The organism is Nocardia sp. NPDC004568, assembly GCF_040609955.1.
Taxonomy (GTDB): domain Bacteria; phylum Actinomycetota; class Actinomycetes; order Mycobacteriales; family Mycobacteriaceae; genus Nocardia.
This window is the reverse complement of record NZ_JBEXLL010000096.1, coordinates 1-19,236: the sequence shown is the minus strand read 5'-3', so window position 1 is coordinate 19,236 and position 19,236 is coordinate 1. Positions and strand designations below refer to the sequence as shown.

At 70.4% G+C, this 19,236-nt stretch carries 16 protein-coding genes and 3 pseudogenes; 8 read left to right on the top strand and 11 right to left on the bottom strand.

What is annotated here, in order from left to right; genetic code table 11:
* Positions 1-212: 212 nt before the first annotated feature.
* The 4 genes and pseudogenes from ABZV91_RS29160 to ABZV91_RS29145 form a co-directional block, all read right to left on the bottom strand.
* Positions 213-1,619: a hypothetical protein gene (locus ABZV91_RS29160; protein WP_355248491.1), complete on the bottom strand. Its 1,407-nt coding sequence runs from the start codon at positions 1,617-1,619 to the stop codon at positions 213-215.
* A gap of 395 nt (positions 1,620-2,014) precedes the next feature.
* Entirely contained in the window at positions 2,015-2,170 is a 156-nt protein-coding gene (locus ABZV91_RS29155) for a hypothetical protein (RefSeq protein ID WP_355248494.1), read from the bottom strand.
* A gap of 65 nt (positions 2,171-2,235) precedes the next feature.
* Positions 2,236-2,544, bottom strand: a pseudogene (locus ABZV91_RS29150) (ABC transporter ATP-binding protein); the annotation flags it as partial.
* A 141-nt stretch (positions 2,545-2,685) separates the two neighbouring features.
* A pseudogene (locus ABZV91_RS29145) lies at positions 2,686-3,210 on the bottom strand (iron chelate uptake ABC transporter family permease subunit); the annotation flags it as partial.
* 158 nt (positions 3,211-3,368) lie between these two features.
* Here ABZV91_RS29145 and ABZV91_RS29140 point away from each other — a divergent pair.
* Positions 3,369-4,106: an SDR family NAD(P)-dependent oxidoreductase gene (locus ABZV91_RS29140; protein ID WP_355248488.1), complete on the top strand. Its 738-nt coding sequence runs from the start codon at positions 3,369-3,371 to the stop codon at positions 4,104-4,106.
* Between the two features lie 54 nt (positions 4,107-4,160).
* Here the strand turns inward: ABZV91_RS29140 and ABZV91_RS29135 are convergent, their stop codons facing one another.
* Positions 4,161-4,961: an aminoglycoside adenylyltransferase family protein gene (locus tag ABZV91_RS29135; RefSeq protein ID WP_355248485.1), complete on the bottom strand. Its 801-nt coding sequence runs from the start codon at positions 4,959-4,961 to the stop codon at positions 4,161-4,163.
* 147 nt (positions 4,962-5,108) lie between these two features.
* On the opposite strand from ABZV91_RS29135, the gene ABZV91_RS29130 reads away from it, so the two are divergent.
* Positions 5,109-6,455 carry a DoxX family protein gene (locus ABZV91_RS29130; protein WP_355248482.1) on the top strand — a complete coding sequence of 449 codons (1,347 nt, stop codon included), beginning with the start codon at positions 5,109-5,111 and terminating at the stop codon, positions 6,453-6,455.
* Between the two features lie 17 nt (positions 6,456-6,472).
* On the opposite strand, the gene ABZV91_RS29125 is transcribed toward ABZV91_RS29130, so the two are convergent.
* From ABZV91_RS29125 to ABZV91_RS29115, 3 genes are all read right to left on the bottom strand, one after another.
* Positions 6,473-7,567, bottom strand: coding sequence for a hypothetical protein (locus tag ABZV91_RS29125; RefSeq protein WP_355248479.1), 1,095 nt, complete (start codon positions 7,565-7,567; stop codon positions 6,473-6,475).
* 130 nt (positions 7,568-7,697) lie between these two features.
* Positions 7,698-8,072, bottom strand: a complete 375-nt coding sequence (locus tag ABZV91_RS29120; RefSeq protein WP_355248476.1) for a hypothetical protein — start codon at positions 8,070-8,072, stop codon at positions 7,698-7,700.
* Positions 8,073-8,153: 81 nt separating this feature from the next.
* Positions 8,154-8,852, bottom strand: coding sequence for an ESX secretion-associated protein EspG (locus ABZV91_RS29115; protein WP_355248473.1), 699 nt, complete (start codon positions 8,850-8,852; stop codon positions 8,154-8,156).
* Positions 8,853-9,152: 300 nt separating this feature from the next.
* On the opposite strand from ABZV91_RS29115, the gene ABZV91_RS29110 reads away from it, so the two are divergent.
* From ABZV91_RS29110 to ABZV91_RS29095, 4 genes are all read left to right on the top strand, one after another.
* A complete protein-coding gene (locus ABZV91_RS29110) occupies positions 9,153-10,718 on the top strand; it encodes a PEP-utilizing enzyme (RefSeq protein ID WP_355248470.1) in 1,566 nt (521 codons plus the stop codon).
* 10 nt (positions 10,719-10,728) lie between these two features.
* The gene (locus ABZV91_RS29105; protein ID WP_355248467.1) at positions 10,729-11,688 is read left to right on the top strand and encodes a nucleoside-diphosphate kinase; all 960 of its coding nucleotides are present in this window, start codon (positions 10,729-10,731) and stop codon (positions 11,686-11,688) included.
* 68 nt (positions 11,689-11,756) lie between these two features.
* Positions 11,757-13,616: a Na+/H+ antiporter gene (locus ABZV91_RS29100; RefSeq protein ID WP_355248464.1), complete on the top strand. Its 1,860-nt coding sequence runs from the start codon at positions 11,757-11,759 to the stop codon at positions 13,614-13,616.
* A 211-nt stretch (positions 13,617-13,827) separates the two neighbouring features.
* Entirely contained in the window at positions 13,828-15,957 is a 2,130-nt protein-coding gene (locus ABZV91_RS29095) for a RecQ family ATP-dependent DNA helicase (RefSeq protein WP_355248461.1), read from the top strand.
* Here ABZV91_RS29095 and ABZV91_RS29090 read toward each other — a convergent pair.
* The gene (locus tag ABZV91_RS29090) at positions 15,881-16,690 is read right to left on the bottom strand and encodes a Pr6Pr family membrane protein (protein WP_355248458.1); all 810 of its coding nucleotides are present in this window, start codon (positions 16,688-16,690) and stop codon (positions 15,881-15,883) included. The two genes, ABZV91_RS29095 and ABZV91_RS29090, sit on opposite strands and share 77 nt — an antisense overlap.
* A 92-nt stretch (positions 16,691-16,782) precedes the next feature.
* On the opposite strand from ABZV91_RS29090, the gene ABZV91_RS29085 reads away from it, so the two are divergent.
* Positions 16,783-17,535: an isocitrate lyase/phosphoenolpyruvate mutase family protein gene (locus ABZV91_RS29085; protein ID WP_355248456.1), complete on the top strand. Its 753-nt coding sequence runs from the start codon at positions 16,783-16,785 to the stop codon at positions 17,533-17,535.
* 35 nt (positions 17,536-17,570) lie between these two features.
* On the opposite strand, the gene ligD is transcribed toward ABZV91_RS29085, so the two are convergent.
* Positions 17,571-18,533, bottom strand: a complete 963-nt coding sequence (gene ligD / locus ABZV91_RS29080) for a non-homologous end-joining DNA ligase (RefSeq protein WP_355248453.1) — start codon at positions 18,531-18,533, stop codon at positions 17,571-17,573.
* Positions 18,534-18,594: 61 nt separating this feature from the next.
* Between ligD and ABZV91_RS29075 the strand changes: the two genes are divergently transcribed.
* A complete protein-coding gene (locus ABZV91_RS29075) occupies positions 18,595-18,849 on the top strand; it encodes a hypothetical protein (protein ID WP_355248450.1) in 255 nt (84 codons plus the stop codon).
* A 68-nt stretch (positions 18,850-18,917) separates the two neighbouring features.
* On the opposite strand, the pseudogene ABZV91_RS29070 reads toward ABZV91_RS29075, so the two are convergent.
* Positions 18,918-19,236: pseudogene (locus ABZV91_RS29070) on the bottom strand (hypothetical protein); the annotation flags it as partial.

Sequence of the window (19,236 nt, the reverse complement as noted above, 5' to 3'; positions counted from 1 at the left end):
AGCTTCCGCACGATGTCCTCGGCGGAATGCCGCTTGCGTCCTGCCATGGTTCCAGTGTCCCTTCCGGCCCTGATCAGAGCCACTCAGGACTCTAATACCGGGCGGACGCATTCACTGGGGGCACTCCAATTGCGTTATCCCGATGCTCCGGATGAGTAGGTCAACCTGCATATTCGGTGTTTGCGCCGCTACCGCCCGAACCCGGGACCGGCTCACGGTGGCGGTGATGGCGGTTCGGCGGGGCCCTCGAGTCGGGCCCACAGGTGATCTGCGTACGTGTGGTCGTGGTCTTCGCCGGGCGGAAAGAGGAGGCTCGGCGACTTGTCGCCGGAGTCTGCCTGCAATTCGCGGAAGCGCTGCGCCTCTGCTTCCAGTCCGAACAGCGACACCGGATCGATCGGTTCTCCCCTCGACTCCCGGTTGTCCAGTGCGTGCGCCCACTGCTGGTAGCGGTCGCTTCCGGCGCGCACCGATTCGGTCCAGTCCCGCAGGGGGGTGAACATGTCGTTGTCGAAGTTGTCGATAACGCTGGGTGATAGACCCCGATTCTCCAGCGACCAGTTCATCACAATGCGCGAAGTGCGGCCGTTCCAGTCGGCGAGGACGTGCGGGGACACTATTCTTTTCTGCGTTCCGGCGGAGAGTTGATACAAGTCGTTACTCGGGTCTCCTCTGCCCGAGTTGTACCAGTCGCACACGGACTGCTGCAGGTGTAGCGACACCGAGTCCGAGCTGACGAATCGGGGAAACACGATGACCCCGTTGCTGTTGTAGGTTCTTTCGATGCCGGGGGGCTGATAACCCCTCAACGGGTCGGCGTCGACAGCCGCGATCTCACTATCGGTCAGTGGTCTGGGGAGAACCTGGATCTCTCGGGCACCTTCCTGTCCGGGGATTACAGGAGAGATCACGAGCCCGTGGTCTCTGGCATCGAACGGTGCCGCGTAGGTCAATACCGGATTCTCCGCGATGGCGGCCCTCTGGCTTCTGGTCAACGGCTCTGCGAGTCTGCCCCAGTTGGCGTTCTTGCCCGAACGGAACCCCTCTTCGATCCGGCACCTTCCGGCGGCCTCCGGATCATGCCGTATCGCCAATCGCTTGTGTATCCCACGGATGAACGACACGGTCAGGTCTTGGTTGCCGTAGCGGCGAGCGTACAACCGGGCATGTAGGTAGCTGGCCCAGTGGTCGGCGCCGAAGATAAGGTGAGGCTCGGGCTGGCGGCCGGCGACAGCGGTCGCCCAGAACTTGCGGTCGATGTACAGGCTGGCTTCGAGGAGGCGTCGAGCCTCCGAAGTTAGACCCATCTCCCGTTCCAGGCAGGTGATCTGGTAGTGAATATCCCGATCCAGGAACTCGGGTCGGTCCCATTCCGGGATGCGACCCGGAAAGTCAGTTCCCTTGGCACCCTTCTCGCTCGAGTCGAGGACGTGTTCCAGCGTTGCGCGACTCGATCGATCGGCACTGGTGAAGGTCTGGGCCGTGGCCTCGAGGGCGTTCGCGCCTATGTGGTCGCCGCCGATAATGTTGGCGACGTGTCTCGTCGCAAGCGATGCCTGGAAGTTCAACCGTTCGGCCGCGTCGTGCAGGACGGCTTGCAGTATTCCGCTCCCTAACATCCAGCCCACCTCACCACCGGCATCCCGCATCCGCCCAGGCGGAGAATCCGGCGATGCGCCGTCGGGGCGCTCACCCCCGAAAATCGACGGCCAGTCCGAGGCGATCCCCCGGTGCACGCGCGCTGCGCTGCCCGGCTGTCTCGGTAGTCGGTGGCCGCGGGACCCTGCCCGACGTCTGCCACATCAGGCTGGCGCGCAACCACGGCGGTGATGACGCCGAATGTCTCGGTGGGTTTCACGTCGAGGTTGTGCGTTTGGTACGACTCGTCGCGATAGGCCACCGGCCCCTTGGTGCGGCGGTATACATCTGCCACGACGCGCAATACTACTGCGCTGATTCACTGGTCAGCGCAGTAATTCTGTGGCAATGCCGTCAGGGCACCGACTCCGCCCTCCTACACCGACGCTGCGCAGTTCAACGGGGTTACGCCGGGCGGTGTAATGGACGACCGGGACACCCCGTCGACGGTGATCGTCGCGGCCACGACGATCTCGAGGATATCGAGCTGGTGGGCGATATCGAGGTGATCGGTCGGTTCGGCGAGCAGCAATTCCCCGGGCTCTTGGCCAGCGCCTGGGCGATCTGGGTCCGCTGCCGTTCGCCACCGGAGAGGGTGACCCAGTAGCGGTGCGTATGGCCGGCGAGGCCGGTATCGCGAAGGACCCGGTCGATCGCCACTTCCTCGTCGCTGTCCTGACCGAACAGATCGCGGTGCGGAATGCGTCCGAGCCGCACCACATCCAGAACGGTGTGATCGACCTCGGTGTGCGCGTGCTGCCCGACCATGGCGATCCGGCGGGCCGACGGGCGGCGGCCCAGGCGGTGCAGGGGAGTGCCGTCGAGGATTACGCTGCCGCGGTCCGGTCATGCGATACCGGCCAGCAGGCACAGCAGTGACGATTTGCCGGAGCCGTTCGGTCCCATCAGGCCCACTGTCTACCCGGTTCCGGACGGTCACCGCGTCCACGACAAGGTGACCGCCGCGAGTTCAGGACAGATTCTGTGCGTGCAGGGTCACCGTGTGCTCCGCCGAGTCGGGATGGGTTTCCCGCGATGCCCGGCCCGTCACGGCGCGCTCGAGGTGCGGAACAGCAGCAGTGCGAAGGCAGGTACCCCAGTGGGTGCCGTCACAACGCCGACCGGAACCTCCTGCGGCGCGAACACGGTCTGGGCCAGCGCGTCGACCCAGACCAGCAGGATTGCGCCCAGTACCGAGGTCACCGGGATCAACCGGCTGTGCCGGGGGCCGACGAGGAATCGGGCGGCGTGCGGCAGCACCGGTCCGATGAATCCGATCGCCCCGGCCGCGCTGACCAGTACCGCGGTCATCAGGGCGGTGATCACGAGCAGGATCAGCTGGGTCCGGCCGGCCGCAACGCCCAAGGTCGCGACGGTCGAGGAGCTGAAGGTGAACGCGTCCAGCGCGGGGGTGTACCACCGGCACAGCACCAGTCCGGCGGCGCAGACCGCCGCGGTCGTGCCCACATCTGTCCAGCTCGCGCCCGCGAGCGAACCCAGCAGCCAGAACAGGACGCCGCGGGCACGTTCGGCGTCGACCGGGGACATGACGACGAACGAGGTGAGCGTCGAGCCGGGTGTCGGCGCCACCCGACAACGAACTGAACGTACGACCCACTCGATCCGGCGTACCGGCCGCGGGCGAACGCGATGGCGATTTCCTGCCAGCGCGCACCGTATGCCCTCACCGATGCTCATAGGGCAAGAACGGAAATCACGAAAGGAACGACATGTCGGAGAAGATCGTGGTGGTCACCGGGGCGACCCGCGGAATCGGACGCGCCACCGCGACGGCGTTCGCCCGCGCGGGCTACCGGGTGATCGTCACCGGACGCCGCGCGCCGGCGGTGGAGGCCGTGGTGGGCGACCTGCGGTCGGCCGGGCTCATGGCCGAGGGGGAAATTCTCGACGTGTGTTCGGTGGACAGCGCGCGGTGCCTGCACGATTCCCTCGCCGAACGACACGACCACATCGACGTGCTGGTGAACAATGCCGGCATCCTGCCCGAGGCCACCGCCACGGGTTCGGTGAACTTCGCCCATCCCGGCGCGTTCACCGAGACATTGATGACCAACACCTTCGGCCCCGCGAATGTGATCGAGGCGCTGTTGCCGCTGGTGCGCCGCGCACCGGCCGGACGGATCGTCAATATCTCCACCGAGATGGGTTCGCTCACCGAGCAGCGCAACCCCGACTCGGCGTACTTCTCGATGGTGGTCCCGGGCTATCAGGCGTCGAAGGCGGCACTGAACAGCCTCACGGTCGGTCTGGCGAAAACGCTGGCCGATACCGCGGTCCGGGTGACGTCGGTATGCCCGGGCTTCGTCGCGACCGAGTTGGCTCCCGCGGCGGCCGACGCGCCGACGACACCGGAGCAGGCCGCCCAGGTGGTGCTCGCGGCGGCGGAAGCGCCGGAGGTATCCGTCCACGGCGCGTTCGTCGGCGCGCGAGGGGCCATCGCCTGGTAGCGGGTCGCGGTGGTCGCGGTGGCAGTACCCCCTGGCGATGCCCGGGCGGAGTGTTCAGCGCCCTTCCCGGCCGCCGCCCCCGGTGGCGGCCCGGATCCCCGCGGCGGCGTACCGCACGATAGCCGCGACCTCGTCGCGGTGGCCGGACCAGTCGTCCACCCCCACACCGAGATAGCCGTCCCGCGCGCGGCGCAGCAACGCGGCGTGGGCGGCCGGGACGCGCGCCGCGAGACGCCGGGCGGCTTCGGCTTTGGAGACCACCGTCTCGCTCTCGGCGGTGATCCACATCCGTGCCAGCGTCAAGACGACATTGCGCTCGTCGCCGTCCACACCGGCGGTCAGCGCGGGCAGGCTCTCGGTGACCGCGCGGATCAGATCCTGCGGCGGTACGGGATCCAGTAACCGGTCGGCGGGCGGTCCGGCCAACGCCACCGACGAGTCGCGCACCATGCCGAGCAGGATCGCCAGGTCGGGGTCGGGGGCGGGCGGGCCGACCGCGCCGCGCTCGAACTCCGCCCGCATCCATTCGCCGTACACGAACTCGCCGCGCGGCGGGAAGCGCCAGGGCACCACGGCCGCACGCGCCACCACAGTCGGTTCCACCGGCCTGGCCCCACCTGCCCGGGGCCACGGTCCCGAGTGCCGGAGAAGGCTCCCGGACAGCCGCGCCCGGAGTGCGTCGTCGAGGGCGGTGGCGGTGACCGCCAGGAAATCGAGGTCGCTGTCGTACTGCAGACCGCTGGTCACCGCCGATCCGTACAGGTACAGGCCGAGCAGCTGGGCGCCGAGCAGATCGGTGACGGTTCGCGTGATCGGCGCGGTTTCCGCGGCGAGACCGGCAGGTGGCGTGGGCACGCACTCACGATAGGCCGAAGGGAGGACAGCGGAATCGGGGTTGTCACGGAGGCGCGCGGCCCGGCGGCCGGTCTAGGTTCGAGTGGAGGCCCGGTTCGGGCCGGTCGGGGTGGGTCGTCGAACAGGTCGGAACAGTGAGGTCGTGATATGAGTGCGGTTCGGGCGGTCCCCGGTTCCGAGCGAGAGCTGTCCGAACCCGAGGACCCGCGGCCGGTGCGGTGGTCGTGGCCGGCGCGGGTGGCGTTCCGGTTCGGTGTCGTCTACACCGCGATCTTCTGTGTGCTGATCGGCCAGGTCGTGTACGTTTTCGCCGGGTTCACCCACGAGTTCTTACCCGACACCGCGCCGACGTGGCCGCTGCTGGCGGTCGAGCCGGTGCTGAAGTGGGTGGGGCAGACGGTATTCGGCATCGATGTGCAGTTCCACCGCGACTCCGGCAGTGGCGACCAGGCGATCATCTGGCTGATGGTGTTCACCGCGCTGGTGGTGGCGGTCGTGGCGGCGGTGCTGTGGTCGGTGCTCGACCGGCGGCGTCTCGCGTACCCGCGGGCCGGCACGTGGTTCCTGACGATCCTGCGGTGGTGCGTCGCCGGGCAGATGCTGTTCTACGGCGTCGCCAAAGCGGTGCCGACCCAGATGCCGCCCCCGCCCTTCTCGGCACTCATCCAGCCCTATGGTGAGCTCTCGCCGATGGCGGTGCTGTGGCTACAGGTGGGTAGTGCGCCGGTGTACCAGATCCTGCTCGGGGTAGCGGAACTGGTCGGTGGCCTGCTGCTGCTGGTCCCGCGTACGGCCACCCTCGGTGCCATGCTGAGCGTGGTGAGCATGGCGCAGGTGTTCGTGCTGAACATGACCTTCGATGTCCCGGTCAAGATCCTGTCGTTCCATCTGCTGGTCTTCTCGCTCGTCCTGCTCGTTCCCCAGGCCCGCCGGTTCGCCGACTTCTTCCTGCTGGCGCGCCGCGCCGATCCCGCGGTGCAGCCACCGCTGTTCACGAGCCGCCGGGCCGCGCGGACGGCCGGAATCGTCCAGGCGGCACTCGGGATCTGGCTGATCGTCGGGATATCGACGGCGGGTTGGTCGGCCTGGCAGGAATTCGGCGGGGGCGCGCCGAAACCGGAGCTGTACGGGTTGTGGGAGGTCACCGGGTTCCGGATCGACGGACGCCCGGTGCCGCCGCTGCTCACCGACCCGGATCGCTGGCAGCGGCTGGTGATCGAAACCGAGGGCGCGGTGTCGTGGCAGCGGATGGACGGGGCGTTGGTGACGGTGCCCGCGCAGGTCGACGGCACCGCGCGCACTCTCACGATCGCCGACCCGGCGGGCGCGCCGACCGCGAACCTCACCTACACCCGTCCGGAGCCCGGAACCCTGCGACTGGACGGCGAACTGGACGGACGGCCGGTGACCGTCGACCTGCGTGCGACCGATCCCGGTGCCTTCCCGCTGAACGGTCCGCGGTTCCATTGGGTACAGGACCATCCCGGCCGGTAGGGCACAGCGGCACCGTCTCAGGGTTGTGGCGGAATGACCCCGGGCTGGTCGGGCGCGCGCTGTCCGGGCACCGGTCCGGTGATACCGGGCTGCCCGGCCGGATCCGAGAGCGGTACCGCGGTCGGATTCGGTGCCGCGGGCGGTTCCGGCTCGGGCGGCTTCGCGGGTGGTTGTTCGGCCGCGGGCGGTGGTACGGGCGGTGCCGGTGGGCCGGCGCCGGGCGCAGGCTCCTCGGGTGGCGCCGAGCCGTCGGCCGGCTCCGGAACCTCGGGCGCGGGCGGCGGGGAACCGCCGCCCTGCTCGGGGGACGGCGTGGGGACGCTCTCCGGCGCCGCGGGAGTCTCCGGGGTGGGAGCCGCCGGGGCGGAGTCGTTCTCCGGTGCCGGCGGCGCGGGATTCTCCTGGGTGGAGTCGTGCCGCGGCGACGGTCGATCGGCGGGACCGGACTCGGTGGCCTCGTCGCCGGGCGCGGGCGCGCCGGAATCTCCCGTCGCCGGCGCCGAATTCGCGCCGACCGCCGTATCGACCTGGGCACGCGGCGCCGGCGGCGGGCCGAGCGGCGGCAGCGGGCCGGGGGCGGCCGGCGGTTCGGGTAGCGCGGGCACCGCGGTGCCCGCCGCGAGGTAGGCGGGTTTGTAGACCATGTTCATGGTGAGGATCGCTTCCTGGCGCAGCACCTCCTGCACCATCTGCGCGTCGATCACCTTGGCTGCCTCCAGCAGCCGGGCCAGCGCGCCGACCGGGCCGGAGTCGCCGGGCGGTACCACCGCGATCTTCACCGCTTCCGCGGCCGCGGCCACCGCGCCCAGGCGCAACCCCACCTGCCCGAGCACCCCGGCCAGCTCCTCCACCGAATCGGCGAAACTGCGGGTGCTGGCGAAGGCGGCGTCGGCGGCCTCACCGTCCCACTCCATCGCGTTCATCACCCGGTCCGCGCCGGCGCGGGTCAGGGGCAGCGAGGTCTGCAAGGTGGTGGCGGCGTGCATCCAGGTGCCGGAGATCCGCAGGATCTCGCCGGCATCGATCTGCTGGGTGGCCCGGTGGATGTCCTCGTGGCGCATGGCTTCGAAATGCTCCATGGCGCTGATGTAATCGGGATCGACCCCTGTCATGAGATCTCCTTCGCAGCGATCGCATGCGGTCCGCGGAGACCGCGGCGCGGGCGGAGGTCTCGCCGCACCGGGTCTGCGCAGCGGGTACGTGTGTCGGCGGCGGCCGTTGCGCAGGCGGAGGACTCGCTCCTCATCGGTCGAGCCCGCCGTCGAGGGCGCGGACCGCGGCGGCGTTCGCGGCGTCGGCCTCGTCGTAGAGCCCGCCGCTGACCAGGAACGCTTCCTTCATCCGATAGGCCGCTTCGATGTAGTGATCGAGCAGGGCGGCGGCGTCGCGGGCCTTGTGCCCGAACCCCGCCTGGAGTTGCTGCGCCGAGATCAGTCCCCCGAAACCGTGTGGATCGGAGGCGTCTTCCAGACGCTGTCGCAGATAGATGAGCCGGTCGGCCTGGCGGTCGTAGAGTTCCGCGCAGCGGCGCGCCGCCTCCGGATCGAATTTGACCGTTCCCGCATGGGCTGCCTGGCGGAACCGGACGATCTCGGCGCGGCTGTCTTCGATCTTCATGACTGGCGTACCCCTCCGTCGGTCAGGCCCAGCGTAGCCGGAACCGGTGACCCTGGGCAGCCCGTCCGGCGCGATATCGGCTCAACCGGGAATCCGCTTCTGCAGATGCGCGGCGAGTTGTTCGGGGGAGGCGGGCACCATGTGCACGTTCTCGTCCGCCTTGAGCAGGTAGCGGCCGTCGTTCTCGACATCGAGCCAGGTGTAGTGCAGCGGCGGCGGCGGATTCGGCCGGTCCAGACGCGATTCGATCCGGATGTGGCCGTCGGCGGTGTGCGGGGCGCACAGCAGCTTCCGGATCAGCGGCGCGGCCCGTTCTTCCTGCCTGACGGTTTCGGTGTCGCGGACCGCCGCGGCCGAGGCGGTGCGGGCCGGGTAGCGGCCCGCGGGTGCTTTCGGCAGCAGTGCCGCCAGCCGGGCTCCCAGCTTGGTGCTGTGCCCGATCGAGAGCTGAACCGGGCCGCCGAATTCCCTTGTCCGTCCTGGGGCCTGGACCGCCAGGACCGCGCGGTCGTACACGACACACCCCAGCACGCGCAGTTCCCGGCCCGGTTCGGGCGCACCACCGATGGCGATCACCCGCGTCTGCGGCAGTGCGAGAATGCGCAGGCAGGCATCGAGATCGGGGTCGGGCGGGAACCGCTGGGCGAGTTCGGCGCGCAGCAGCCGGGCGTCGCGCTCGGTGCGCGGCGATTCGAGTACCCGCAGCGGGTAGGGGATCCGGTCCAGGTCGGCGCGCCGCCATACATGCGCGAACTCGTCGGGGGTCAGGCTCCAACTCACGCGGAATCACATCCTCACCGAAACCTGCGCGGGCCTTCCCAGACTATCGGTTGTTCCGCGCCGCCCCGGCCTCGGCACGGCCGGACCCGGTGGCCCCGGGGTCGGACACAAAACCCGAATACGCGGTGGACGAGGTCGTTCTCGGGTTTACTCGTCGGCACGGACGAGGATGTCTGTTGTGGCAGACCGGGTTGGAGGTCGGTTCTTGCGGGTGCTCGGGACGGACGATACCGAGACGGAGACCGTGGCGCCGCGGGGTGCGGTCCGCCGGTCGTATGCGCCGGAAGCGCGACTACCGGGGTGGACGGTGACCGCATCCGCGCGTCCCACATTCCGCGGGGGCGGGCGATGGCGGCGGTGATCCGGGGCGCGGGCGAACCGGTGGCGCCGGGGGAACCGCGGATCTGGGACGACGCGACCGCCGCCGAGACCTTTCCCGGGGCCACCGCACCGCTGACCTTCACCTTCGCCGCCGGAATCCACGGGCGGGTGTGCCGGGAATACGCGCGTTCACTGGGTATCCCGGCGGACCAGCTGGCGCAGACGGATTCGTGGACGCCCTATCTGCTGGGCAGCTTCCACGGCCGGGTCTACCTCAACCTGCTGCACTGGTACCGGCTGGCGGCGATCGCGCCCGGACACCGGCTGCGTCGCCGCGGGCTGGAGGCGGTGCTGGGCGCGTCCGATCCGCTCCTCGACGAGCTCGCGGACACGCTGGGTCCCTTCACCTTCGATTCGCGGGCGCGCCGGCTCCGGTCGCGGATCCGCACGGCCGGGGTGTTCGGGCACCGGGCGTTGCGGATGGAATCGCTGATGCGGGAGTTCCGCGCCGAGTTCGACCGCGTCTGCGACCGCTACGAGACGACCGACTACACGCACGGGGAGCACGCCTACGCCGAGTATCGGCGCCTGGACCGGGAGCTGGTCCTGCTGTGGGGTCCCGTGACGGTTCTGGACGCGCTCGCGCTGACCCTCACCGGCGCGGTGGTCGCGTTGACGGAGGCCTATCTGCCGGAGGCGCCCGTGTCGTTCCGGTACGCCGCGCTGCGCCCGCCCGTGGCTGCCGGAGCGCCCGGCACCGCGGAGCGCCCGGTACGTGGCGAGCCGGTCGCCACCGGAGTGGACCCGGACACCTACCTCGACCGGACGCTGGGCGGTCCGCGCCGATGGCTCTACGACGTGGTCCGGGCGCGCGCGGCCCGCTGTGCCGAGCATCGAGAGACCCTGCGGTCGAGCCGGGACCGGGCATCGGGTCTCATCCGGGGCATGACCCGGGTGATGGCCCGTGATCTCGCCGGACGCGGGATCCTCCACGATTCCGCCGATATCCGGTTCCTCACCGTCGGCGAACTGCGCGACTGCTACGACCGGGTGCCGATACCGGATCTGCGGGCACGGATCGGCGCACGGAAGGCCGCCCACGCCGCCGCGGGGCTCTCGGCTCCGGTAAGGTTCGCTACCGAAGGATCGGATTTCCCGGATTCCGAACTGGCGGAACAGGGTTGGTCGTCGCGGACCGGAATCGCGATCGCCCGCGACGGCGAGGTGCTCACCGGCACCGCGTCCGCCGCGGGGGTGGCCGAGGGGACCGCGGTGCTGGCGGACCGATCGGGCGGCCCGGCCCCGGGGGTGCTGATCACCGAGAGCGCCGATCCGCACTGGGTGGCGGCACTCCCGTCCGCGTCGGCGCTGGTGATCGAACACGGTGGTCCGCTGACCGCGGTGGCCACCGTCGCCCGGGCGCTCGGCGTGCCCACGGTGGTGCGGGTGCCGGAATGTACCGCGAAACTGCGGACGGGTATGCGCCTGCGGGTGGACGGGGCCGCGGGCACGGTGACGGTTTTATCCGGGGTGGGCCCGAGATGAGGTGGAGTACATGATCGATCCGCAGACCGCGCAACCCGCCGCGCCCCCACCACCGGACCCGCTGTCGGCTCTGCTGTCGGCGCTCACCCCCGCCGCGGACAAAGCGGCCGCCTACCTCGACGACACCTATGTACTCGAATGCGTGGATCACCTGCGCCGGCTGCGGGTCGACCCCGCCGCGTTCGCGTCCCGTCATTCGCTGCTGTTGCTCACGCCCGGCGCCATCGTCTCCCGGGCGGTGGACCCGACGCTGAACTGGCTGTCCGGCAACGGATTCCGGGTGGTGGACGCGGCCGCTGTGCCGTTGAACCGGCATCTGGTGCGCGCACTGTGGCGTTACAGCTGGGCCACCGCCTCGCCGGAGCGGCGCCGGCTCACCGATCTGCTGGCCGGGATATCGGAGGCGCTGTTGCTCGTCGTCACCGGACCCGACGGTGAACTCCCGGCTCCGGTGCGGCTGGCCGAAGCCGCCGGCCCCGGCGATCCGGCGCGGCGCCGCCCGGGACAACTGCGCTCGCTGCTCGGCCGGCGCAGTACGGTGCTCGACCCCGTGCACACGCCGGAGGACCCCGCCGATGTCGTGCGGGAACTGGCCGTCTTCTTCCCCGAGGCCCGCCGTGCCGAGGTGATCTCCCGGGCCTACACCGGCGCGGACAGTGCCGAGACCGCCCGGACCCTCTCCGACGCCCTGTACGCCCGCACGCCGTGCCGTTCCTTCGACCGGACGGTGGCGCTCGACCGCATCCTGCGTGATCTCGACCGGATAGGCGCCGCCGCGCCGGCGGATTTCGACGCCGGATCCGCCGACGCCTGCGCCGCGATGCTCACCCGCGCCCTGGCGTCCGGATCGGATATCGACCCGTGGTCGGCGATCGTCCTGGGCGCGGAGGTGCTGCCGATGCGGGCCGGCGCCGGACCGCGGACCCTGCGTCCGGTGACCGCGGCCGACTGGCGGTCCGGCTCGAGCTGACCACCACCGAGGCCGACAGCTACCGACGAGCGTGTCACCGGTAATCGGGCACCTGCGAGAATTCGCGGATGCACATCGCGATCGGCCTGGTAGTCCTGGTGGCCTCGGCGGCGGCCGTGGCGGCGCTGGCGCGGCGGGCCGGTATCTCCGAGCCCCTCGCCCTGACCCTCGCCGGGGTCGCCGCGTCGTATCTGCCGTTCGTCCCCGAGGTTCATCTGGAACCGGAGGTCGTGCTGCTCGGTCTGCTGCCGCCATTGCTGTACACCGCGGCCATCCGCACCTCGCTGGTGGACTTCCGGGCCAATATCGGCGCGATCGCGCTGCTGTCGGTGGGGCTGGTCCTGTTCAGTACCTTCGCGGTGGCCGCGGTCGTCTGGTGGTTGTTGCCGGTGCCGTTCGCCGTGGCCGTGGCGCTGGGCGCGGTGGTGGCGCCGCCGGACGCGGTGGCCGCGACCGCGGTGGCGCGGCGAATCGGGATGCCGCGGCGGATCGTCTCCATCCTGGAAGCCGAGTCGCTGTTCAACGACGCGACCGCGCTGGTGGCGTTGCGGACCGCGATCGCGGCGTCGGCGGGGGCGGTGTCGGTGTGGAACGCCGGCGGCGATTTCCTGCTCGCCGCCGGTGGCGGCGCGGTGGTGGGGATCGCGATCGCGTACGCGCTCGCCCTCTTGCGGCGGCGGATCACCGACCCCGTCCTGGACACCACCCTGTCCTTCCTGGCGCCGTTCCTGGCCTATCTACCGGCCGAGGAGCTCCATGCCTCCGGCGTGATCGCGGTGGTCACCTGCGGGATGATCCTCGGTCACGGGGCGCCGGTATGGCAGAGCGCGGCCTCCCGGACCGCCGAACGCATCAACTGGGGCACCGTGCAGTTCATCCTGGAGAGCGCGGTGTTCCTCATCATCGGGTTGCAGGTGAACACGATCGTGCGGGACGCGTGGGAGAGTGGGCTGGACCACACCACCCTGATCGTCACGGCCCTCGCGGTCCTGCTGGCGGTGATACTGGCGCGACCCGTCTGGATCTTCGGTTATGCCCTGCTCGAGCGGGTGCTCGGGCGGTCGCCGGCCCCCGCGGCGCATTCGACCGTGGTCTCCTGGGCCGGGATGCGCGGGGTGGTGACCCTGGCCGCCGTGCTGCTGCTGCCCGCGGACACGCCGCAGCTGCCGGTACTGAAACTGCTGGCCCTGGTCGTCGTCGCGGGCACCCTGCTGCTCCAGGGCACCTCGCTGTCGTGGCTGGTCCGCCGGCTGCGGTTGCGTGGGCCGAGCCGGGCCGAGGACGCGCTGCAGAAGGCGAATCTGCTGACCCAGGCGTCCAACGCGGGACTCGCGGCGCTGGACACGGCGATCGGCCCGGACACTCCGGAAGAGGTCGTGCACTCGCTGCGCGACCGGGTCACCTGGCGGACCAATGCCGCCTGGGAGCGGCTGGGCCGGCCGGAATCCGAGCTGGCGACCCCCACCGCCGAATACCGCCGACTGCGGCTGGTGATGTTGCGGGCCGAACGGGAGACGGTGCTGCGGGTCCGTGACTCCGGCGGAGTGGACTACGAGATCCTGCAGCACGTCCTGGCCCGGCTCGATCTCGAAGAGTCCATGATCGACCGGTTCGACGAGGGCGACGAGGAGGAGCGGCCCGAGCCGCTGGCGGTCCCCGGGGGCGCGGCCGAGGACTGCGCGCATCTGCGGGCGGCCCCGCTGGTGTGCGACTCCGACGGGCCGGATGTGTGCGCGCAGTGTGTGGCGGAGGGCTTGACATGGGTACATCTGCGCATGTGCCTGACCTGCGGGAATATCGGATGCTGCGATTCGTCGCCGGGGAACCACGCGGCCGGGCACTACGCGTCGACCGAGCACCCGGTCATGCGCAGTGTGGAACCCGGCGAGGCGTGGCGCTGGTGCTACGTCGACGAACTCCTCGGCTGATCTCCATCGGCCCGTCTCGGTGCGACCCTCACCGGGCGGTACGACCAGGACCGCCGGACGCGGTATCGCGGCCGGCGTGTCCGTGCCGCCCGCGATACGGGGTTCGGCGTGGCCTGTCATCGGGCTGACCAGGGTGACCCCGCTAACCGTCGCGCGGACCGGGTAGCGGGCGGTCCGGCCGCTGTCGGTGGCCTGCGGCAGTATGGGCGCCATGTCGACAGCACCGGGCAGCACCATGGGCGGGGCCGGCCAAGTCGCCGGCGAACTACGCGAGCACGCGGAGGCACTGCTGCGCGAGCTCGCCGGGCCGGGCGCCCGGCTGCGGGAGGACCAGTGGACCGCGATCGAAGCGCTCGTGGTCGGTAGACGACGGGCCCTGGTGGTGCAGCGCACCGGTTGGGGTAAATCGGCGGTCTACTTCATCGCGGCGAAGCTGCTGCGTGCGCAGGGGCGTGGGCCCACCGTCATCGTCTCGCCGCTGTTGGCCCTGATGCGCAACCAGGTCGCCTCGGCCCGGCGGGCCGGAGTGGTCGCGGCCACCATCAACTCCGGCAACGTCACCGAATGGGACGAGATCCACCAGCAGGTGGCGGCCGGTTCGGTGGATGTGCTGCTGGTCAGTCCCGAACGGCTGAACAACCCCGATTTCCGCGACCAGGTGCTGCCCCGGCTCGCCGCCGACGCCGGGCTGGTGGTCATCGACGAGGCGCACTGCGTCTCCGACTGGGGCCACGATTTCCGGCCGGACTACCGCCGGATCCGCACCCTGATCGCCGACCTCGGCGCCGAGGTGCCGGTGCTGGCCACCACCGCCACGGCCAACGACCGGGTGGTGACCGATGTGGCCGGGCAGATCGGCACCGACACCCTGGTCCTGCGCGGGGACCTCGACCGTGAGTCGCTGCATCTGTCGGTGGTCCGCTTCGACGACGCGGTGGAACGCACCACCTGGCTCAGCGATCGGCTGGACCGGTTGCCGGGTTCCGGGATCGTGTACACCCTGACCGTCGCCGGCGCCCACGACCTCGCCGATGTGCTGAACTCGCACGGCCTCGAGGTCGCCGCCTACACCGGCCAGACCGACCCGGCCGAACGGGAAGCGCTCGAGACCGCTCTGCTGAACAACGAGGTCAAGGCGCTCATCGCCACCTCCGCGCTGGGGATGGGGTTCGACAAGCCCGATCTGGGTTTCGTGGTCCATGTGGGCGCGCCGTCCTCGCCGATCTCCTACTACCAGCAGGTCGGCCGTGCCGGGCGCGCCACCGAGCGTGCCGAGGTAGTCCTGCTCCCCGGACCGGAGGACACCCGCATCTGGAGCTACTTCGCCTCGGTCGCCTTTCCGCGTGAACATGTGGTCCGGTCGGTCCTCGAGGCGCTGGACCGGGAGCGACCGCAGTCCACCGCCGCACTGGAACCGCTGGTCGAATTGAATCGCTCCCGGCTCGACATGGTGCTGAAGGTCCTCGATGTGGACGGTGCGGTGCGCCGGGTGCGCGGCGGCTGGCTCGGCACGGGTGAACCGTGGACCTACGACGCCGACCGGTACGAACGGCTCGATGCCGCCCGCACGGCCGAACAGCAGGCCATGCTCGACTACCAGCGCACCACCGGCTGCCGGATGGAGTTCCTGCGCCGCCAGCTCGACGATCCGGCGCTGCTGGCCGCCGCGCCGGGGACCGGCGCCTGCGGGCGCTGCGACAACTGCACCGGCGAGCATCGCGACACCACCGTCGACTCCGCGGCCGTGGCCGCCACCCGGGCCCGTCTCGACCGGCCCGGTATCGATCTCGCGCCGCGTAAACAGTGGCCGACCGGTATGGCGAAACTGGGTGTGCCGCTGTCCGGCAAGATCTCCGAGGGCGCCGAGGCGGGGCGGGTCCTCGGCCGGCTGAATTCACTCGGGTGGGGCCGGCGGCTGCGGCCGATCCTGGATGGCCCCGACGGCCCGGTTCCCGACGAGGTGGTCGAGGCGTGCATACCGGTACTCCGGCAGTGGGACTGGGCGGTCCGGCCCACCGCGGTGCTGGCCCTGGAGTCGGAGACGCATCCGGTCCTCACCGGGTCGCTGGCCGAACGCCTCGCCGGGATCGGCCGGCTGCGCAACCTGGGTACGCTGCGCGTACGCCCGGACCGGCCACCTGTCTCCGCCGTCAACTCGGCCCACCGGGTCGCCGCCCTGTACGACGGGTGGGAGATTCCCGATCTCGGCGCGGCGGACGGTCCGATTCTGCTGGTCGACACGCTCACCGACACCGGCTGGACCCTCACCGTCGCGGCGTGGACGCTACGCCGGGCGGGCGCCCCGGCGGTTCTTCCGTTCGCCCTGGCGACTCCGGCCTGACCGAGCTGGCCGAGCTGGCCGAGCTGTCCGGGGCCGCCGGCCGGATTCGCCCGGTGCCGGCGGGAAGCCGGTCGAGCAGCGCGAACAGGCCGATGAGGGCCATCGCGAGCACGACCACCAGGAGCGTGTTGGTCACCGCGGTCGCGTATCCCCGCCGGGCGGCATCCAGGAACGGATACGGGTACCAGCCCGTCACGGCGCCGTGGGCGAAGGTGTAGCCGACCCAGGCGACCGGCCAGACGAATGCCGCGGCGATCGTGCGCCGGTCGATCCGCGGCCGGGGCCCGAACACCAGCCAGGCCGCCAGGCCCGCCCAGGGCGCGAGGTAGTGGAAGCCGAGATTCGCCCACCACGCCGCGCCGGTGAGATGCACCTCGTCGGCGAGTACCAGGGCGAAGACGAGGCCGGTGATCACGACCCCCAGCAGGGAGTCCAGCCGCACCACCCGCCAGAGCCGACCGTCCCGCACCGGATTCAGGGCCAGCCCCGCCGAGGCGACCAGCAGCAACAGGTTGCTCTGGATGGTGAAATAGCTGAACAGGCGGACGAGCCCGGTCCCGATACCGGCGTCCGGTTCCGCGCGTCCCGAGTTCGCGTCCGTACCGCCGGTGAACAGCAGTACGAGCTGGGTCACCAGTGCGGCGGCGATCACCACCGAGATCGCGAGATGACAGGCTCGGGCGGCGATATCGGCCGCGGCGGCCCGACCGGCCGGCCGGATGTGCGCGTTCACACCGCCCCATCCTGCCGTCGTCGGCCGCGTCCGGGACAGCGACACGCGACAGCGGGTGCGTAACCGCGGCCGGGTACGGCAGGATCGGTGCGGTGACCACATTGCCCGAGAAGGCCGCCACATTCCTCGAACTCCATCGTCCCGGCGACCCGGTGATCCTGCCCACGGTATGGGACGCCTGGTCGGCGGGTCTCGTCCAGCAGGCCGGTTTTCCGGCGCTCACGGTCGGGAGCCATCCGCTCGCCGATTCCCTCGGCGCCTCCGACCACGAGGGTATGGCGTTCACCGATGTGCTCGGCCGCGTCCGCGAGATCACCTCCGCGGTGGACATACCGGTCTCGGTCGATCTCGAATCCGGATACGGTGTCGAGCCGGTGGCGCTCATCGACGGGTTGTTGCAGGCCGGTGCGGTGGGCTTCAACCTGGAGGACACCGTGCACAAGGAGGGCGGGCGGCTGCGCGAACCGCAGGAGCACGCCGATCTGGTGGGCCGGCTGCGGCAGGCGGCCGACGACACCGGTGTGCACGTCGTCGTGAACGCCCGCACCGATCTGCTGCTCGCGCCCTCCGGGGACCCGGCCGAACTCGTCGGCCCCGCGATCGAACGGTTGCGGCTGGCGGCTGCGGCCGGGGCCGATGTGCTGTATCCGGTCGGCCGTTACGGGCCCGAGGTCCTGGCCCGGCTGTGCGCCGAATTGCCGTTACCGGTGAACGCGGTCACCGTGCCGGAGCAGGGGGACAAGGCCTACTTCGCGAAGGCCGGCGCGGCGCGCGTGAGTTTCGGGCCGTTCCTGCAGGCCGCGCTCGCGGTGGAGGCGAAACGACTGTTGGCGCCCTGGAAATGATCCCGCGGCAGTGACCGGCGCGGAGCCGGGACCGGTCAGGATTCCGGTACCGGCTCCTCGTCGAGATCCACCTCGTCACGGTCGGCCCATTCGATCAGTTCCCGTAGATCGAACACCGCGTCGTCGATGCCCGCGTGCAGATCGCCGAGGCGGCGGTACCGGGCGGGCACGGTGGCGACGGTGAAATCGCGGGGGTGTATATCGTCGATCTCGTCCCAGCCCACCGGGGTGGAGACGGTCGCCGCGGGATTGCCGCGCACCGAATACGCGGCGGCGATCGTATGGTCGCGCGCGTTCTGGTTGTAGTCGATGAACAGCTGGGCCGGATCGCGATCGCGTCGCCACCAGGTGGTCGTCACATCGTCGGGAGCCCGGCGGCGGACCTCTTCGGCGAAGGCCAGAGCAGCGCGGCGCACCTGCTGGAACCCGTGCTCCGGCGCGATCCGCACATAGACGTGCAATCCCTTGCCGCCGGAGGTCTTCGGCCAGCCGACCGCGCCGACCTCGTCGAGCACCTCGCGGACCACCCGGGCGACCCGCTGCACCCGTGACCAGGGACAGTCCGGCATGGGGTCGAGGTCGATCCGCCATTCGTCCGGACTCTCGGTATCGGCCCGGCGCGAGTTCCACGGATGGAACTCGACCGTGGACATCTGCACCGCCCAGACCACCTCCGCCAGCTTACCGACACAGAGTTCGTCGGCGTGGCGGCCGTAGCGCGGGAAATACACCCGCACGGTGGACACCCAGTCCGGTGCGCCCGCCGGCAGCCGCTTCTGGTGGACTTTCCCGCCGGTCAGCCCCTTCGGGAAGCGGTGCAGCATGCAGGGCCGATCCCGTAGCGCGTTGACGATCCCGTCGCCCACGCTCAGGTAGTACTGCGCCAGATCGAGTTTGGTCACATCGGATTCCGGGAAGTAGACGCGGTCGGGATTGGAGATACGCACCTCGCGTTCCCCGACCGTCAATTCCACCGCCGCGCCCGCGCCGCCAGCCATGGTCCGACCCTAGCCGCCGCACGCGGTCCGGGTTCGGTTGTCCGGGCGCGTCGGTCTCGCTGTGAGTGCCGACAGCTGTCTGCCGGTCGAGGGACCGGACCGAGTGGTGGAGACCGGAGATCAGGCCGGGGCCGCCGACTGCGCCGGTTGTCTGCGCACGGCGCAGGCCGGATACCCGGAGCTGGGTGCCCTCACTCTGGACTACGACGTTCTGTCGGTGCCGGAAGCGGATCAGACCATCGTTGTCTACTCGGCCGGAACCGGCACCGCTACCGCCTCGGCTCTCGAACTGCTCCGCCTCGCCGGCCGCACGTGATCCGGCCCGGCGGCGCGCGGTGTCGAGAACGTCGACCGGCGGGCTCGGATGCCGGCGTGCCGGGCACGCTACCCGGGCGTCGTATCGATGACCTGGTTCGGCGGCGTCGCGGTCGGCGGAGGTGAGTCGGCGCCGGTGGGATCCGCGGCAGTCAGGCTACCCAGCAGCGACAACGCGCGGTCCGACGGTGAACCCGGTTCCGCCTGGTAGACGATGAGTGTCTGCCCGGGTACGCCGTTCACGGTGAAACTCTCGTAGGAGAGAGCGAGTTCGCCGACCATCTCGTGGTGGAACCGCTTAGAGATCAGTTCAGAATGAGTTTTGGTGACAGCTTGCGCTGCCCCGCAGCGTGTTTGACAATCCCAGCGTGGGTGACGAGGTAGTGAC